The 439-nt window shown below is 66.3% G+C and carries 1 protein-coding gene and 1 pseudogene; one reads left to right on the forward strand and one right to left on the reverse strand.

The features are described 5' to 3' along the window. On the reverse strand, positions 1–198 hold a 198-nt coding region (locus EN807_RS36160), incomplete at its 3' end, for a hypothetical protein (RefSeq protein ID WP_210240014.1). 17 nt (positions 199–215) lie between these two features. On the opposite strand from EN807_RS36160, the pseudogene EN807_RS35930 reads away from it, so the two are divergent. Next, positions 216–439 (forward strand): annotated as a pseudogene (locus EN807_RS35930) (hypothetical protein); the annotation flags it as partial.

The raw sequence follows: 439 nt of genomic DNA on the forward strand, positions 1-439 counted from the left end.
TTTGGCGCGGCATTCTCCAGAGTCCAGAAACCAGATGGAAAAAGCTTCCGCTTTTTCAGCGCGCGGGGCGCGCGAAGGACCGGGGATTTCGATCGGGGGCCGTGAGGCGGCTTCGGGATCGCGCGGCCCGGGCCAGCGCAAAAAACCGCAGGGCTGGATCAGGCCGAAAACCCACAGCGACGCCGCCAACGCCATCATCGAGGAGATCCGCGGATATGACCACGGCCGAATTGCAGCAGGCGGCGAAGGCGCTGGCGGCACTGTTCTCCTGCTTCCCGCAATCCGCCCTCGCTGACGCCGAGATGCAGCTGCGCGGCTATCTCGCCGCCGTGCAGGATGCCGAACTTCAAGACGTCGAGGCCGCCATCCGGCGCTTCATCCGCGGCGAGGCCAAGGCCGGCAACGCCCAGTTCTGCCCGTCGAGCGCGCAGCTTTCGAT

The sequence above is a fragment of the Mesorhizobium sp. M5C.F.Ca.ET.164.01.1.1 genome, assembly GCF_004792125.1.
Lineage (GTDB): Bacteria > Pseudomonadota > Alphaproteobacteria > Rhizobiales > Rhizobiaceae > Mesorhizobium > Mesorhizobium wenxiniae.